The sequence below is a fragment of the Streptomyces sp. SID12501 genome (genome assembly GCF_010550245.1).
Lineage (GTDB): Bacteria > Actinomycetota > Actinomycetes > Streptomycetales > Streptomycetaceae > Streptomyces.
In genome coordinates, this window is sequence record NZ_JAAGLU010000557.1 from 1 (window position 1) to 461 (window position 461).

Annotated in this window: 1 pseudogene; it reads left to right on the forward strand. The window is 75.9% G+C overall.

From position 1 onward, the window contains the following. Positions 1-222 precede the first annotated feature (222 nt). Positions 223-461: pseudogene (locus G3I71_RS47270) on the forward strand (hypothetical protein); the annotation flags it as partial.

Genomic DNA, 461 nt, shown 5'->3' on the forward strand with positions numbered 1-461 from the left:
TCCGTCCGGTGACGAGTGCGTCCGTGGGCAAGGGGCGGGGCAACGCGAAGGACCCGACACGTGAACGGGCCGGGGGTTCCCACCCTACGCCCGCCCGCCCCTCAACCACCGTCCCCCACCGGGGCGCGGACCGCCCGTCCGGCGCCGCCCGACGGTTTCCGGACACGGCCGGAACAGGGGGTCGCGGCCGGACCCGGCCGGCCGGAATGGCAACCTGAACGTATGTTCATATCCGGGAGTCCGAAGGCGGCCGGGACGCTCCCGGCGTCCCCGGCCCCGCCACCCGTACCGCTCGTCCCGGCGCCGCGCCGGGCCCCGCGGGAGCCGGGGGCCGCGTTCCGGACGAACCGGAACGCCTGGCTGCTGGCCGCCGCGCTGTTCCTCGCGTACGCCGTGCTCTCGGTGTCGCGCCACCGGCGCATGGAGACCCTCTCCTGGGACCTGGGCATCTTCGAGCAGGC